Source organism: Marinagarivorans sp. (genome assembly GCF_982758155.1).
In genome coordinates this window covers 20,216-22,783 of record NZ_CEXWTU010000062.1, presented here as the reverse complement: position 1 = coordinate 22,783, position 2,568 = coordinate 20,216, and the positions used below count along the sequence as shown (strand labels likewise).

The 2,568-nt window shown below is 50.8% G+C and carries 4 protein-coding genes; 2 read left to right on the top strand and 2 right to left on the bottom strand.

What is annotated here, in order from left to right:
- On the bottom strand, positions 1-709 hold a 709-nt coding region (locus AC3A8L_RS09160; protein ID WP_487961942.1), incomplete at its 3' end, for a radical SAM protein.
- Between the two features lie 143 nt (positions 710-852).
- Between AC3A8L_RS09160 and smpB the strand changes: the two genes are divergently transcribed.
- Together smpB and nadC are read left to right on the top strand one after the other, a co-directional pair.
- Entirely contained in the window at positions 853-1,341 is a 489-nt protein-coding gene (gene smpB, locus AC3A8L_RS09155; RefSeq protein WP_487961941.1) for an SsrA-binding protein SmpB, read from the top strand.
- 2 nt (positions 1,342-1,343) lie between these two features.
- On the top strand, positions 1,344-2,222 hold the full coding sequence (gene nadC, locus AC3A8L_RS09150; protein WP_487961940.1) for a carboxylating nicotinate-nucleotide diphosphorylase: 879 nt from the start codon (positions 1,344-1,346) through the stop codon (positions 2,220-2,222).
- Between the two features lie 120 nt (positions 2,223-2,342).
- Here nadC and AC3A8L_RS09145 read toward each other — a convergent pair.
- A partial coding sequence (locus AC3A8L_RS09145; protein ID WP_487961939.1) for a hypothetical protein occupies positions 2,343-2,568 on the bottom strand: 226 nt, incomplete at its 5' end.

Genomic DNA, 2,568 nt, shown 5'->3' with positions numbered 1-2,568 from the left:
CGTAATGTAAGCGCACCCAAGCGCCTAAGTCGCCCAAGGCATTACACAAATCATACATTTTGGTTTTAACCGGTTTACCCTGCCAAAAACCCGTGCGGTACTTCATATCCACACCGTAGGCGCTGGTATCTTGGGAAACCACAAGCAGCTCTTGCGTGCCCGCTTTCACCAAGCGCTCGGCCTCGTCTAGCACGTCACCAACCGGGCGACTGACTAGCTTGCCCCGCATTGAAGGGATTATGCAAAACGAGCAACTGTGGTTACAACCTTCGGATATTTTTAAATACGCATAGTGACGAGGCGTCAGCTTAATACCCTGCGGCGGAACCAAATCTAAAAAGGGATCGTGCTTGCGCGTGGGCGGAATAGCCTCGTGCACAGCGCCAACCACCTGTTCATACTGCTGAGGGCCCGTAACCGATAACACATTAGGGTGCGCTTTGCGGATAGTATCTTCCTCCACACCCATACAGCCAGTCACAATAACGCGACCATTTTCCTTCATGGCTTCGCCAATGGCATCAAGGGACTCTTGTTTGGCGCTATCAATAAAACCGCACGTATTAACCACCACCACATCCGCATCATCGTAACTGGGGACCACCTCGTAGCCGTCAGTGCGCAGTTGCGTCAGAATTCGCTCCGAATCGACCAATGCCTTAGGGCACCCGAGCGATACAAAACCTACTTTACCGTTTGTGTCTGTCATAACTGCGCTACCGCCTACCGATGTCTATATGTCGAAAAGGCGCGATTCTACCAGAAACCGGAGGTTGCGGCGTACCCACTCTTATTTACACGCCAGCACACATGCATTAGGCTACCCGCCCCGCTAACCTTGATAGAAAGACCATGGGCACAAAGAAGAAAAAACAGCCGTCGAGTAATACCATTGCGAGCAACCGTCGCGCGCGACACGACTACTTTATTGAAGACCGTTTTGAAGCGGGCTTAGCCTTAGTAGGCTGGGAAGTCAAAAGTCTGCGCGAGGGCAAAGGCCAGCTCACAGAAAGCTACGTCTACTTTCAGAATGACGAAGCTTGGCTAATGGGTGCGCAAATTCAGCCCCTTGGCACGGCTTGCACACACTTTGTAACGGAGCCAACACGCTACCGCAAACTTTTGCTTAAGCGAAAAGAAATAGACAGGCTACAAGAAGCCGTCAATCAAAAAGGCTACACCGTTGTTGCCACCAGCCTTTACTGGAAAGGCCATATGGTGAAGTGCGAAATTGCACTCGCCAAAGGTAAGCAAATGCACGACAAACGTAATACCGAAAAAGAGCGCGACTGGTCACAACAAAAGCAACGCGCTATGCGTGCCCACAACCGAGAGGGTTAAGAGTGGCTCCGTTTTTAGGCTTAGCCGTAGAACCAGCACTGCTAAAACAAGCAATAGAAGCTAACGCTGCAGCGGCTTTAGCTGAAGATATTCATACTGGCGATATTACCGCAGCATTAATACCCAACAATAAAACCATAAGTGCCAACGTCATTACCCGCGAAGATGCTGTTGTTTGTGGTAGCGCTTGGGTCGATGCTATTTTTGCGCAACTCGACACCCAGTACGGCACTCAAACCAGCATCAACTGGTTAAAGCATGACGGTGCGCAAGCGAAGGCCAACGAAGCCCTTTTTGAAATCCGCGGCAATGCGCGCACGCTGTTAACGGGCGAACGCGCCGCACTCAATTTATTACAAACCCTGAGCGCAACCGCCACCCTAGCGCGCCAATATGCCAGCCTCGTTAAAGGCACAGCAATTACCTTACTCGACACCCGAAAAACCTTGCCTGGATTACGCATCGCCCAAAAATATGCTGTCGCTGTGGGCGGCTGCCACAATCATCGCATTGGTTTATGGGACGCTTTTTTAATCAAAGAAAACCACATCGCCGCCTGCGGTGGAATTAGCCCCGCTATTGGGCAGGCGCGAATAATGGTGCCAACTAAGCCGGTACAGGTAGAAGTGGAAACACGCGCAGAACTCGAGGAAGCACTCGCCGCTAAAGCCGACATTATTATGCTCGATAACTTTAGCCACGAAGATACGCTGGAGATTTTAAACACCCCAGCACCCAACAGTGTTTTTGAAGTTTCGGGCAATGTGGAACTGGATAATTTTGAAGCCCTACCCAGCTGCCAGCCTTACCGAATCTCAGTAGGCGCACTGACAAAACACATCAAAGCGATCGATTTATCTTTTCGAGTGATCGACGAATAACGAGCGTCTATTAAACCCAGCTACGCCTTACATGTTTTACCGTAAGAGCTAATACACAATTCATTCATTGCGCATTAGCTAAAGGGCAACTATTGAGGTAGTAACCTCAATAGTTGCCCCCTACAAACCCACCGTACAAGGCGCGGGAAAGTCATCGCACGAACGATTAACAGCCTCGACACCGCCACCACAACATGTCCCCTCTAAAGCGCCACAACCGGATCCGCCACAAAAGCCGCATGTCGCGCTACAGCAGTAAGCACCACTCAAAACCCCGCTGTCGCAGAAAGCATCGCCGCTTCCGACAACAACCGAACCATCAAACTTTCCTTCACCACCCCACTGC

Excerpts from the sequence above, each read along its gene's own strand:
- smpB (WP_487961941.1), top strand. The coding sequence starts at position 853 with ATGGGCACAAAGAAGAAAAAACAGCCGTCGAGTAATACCATTGCGAGC.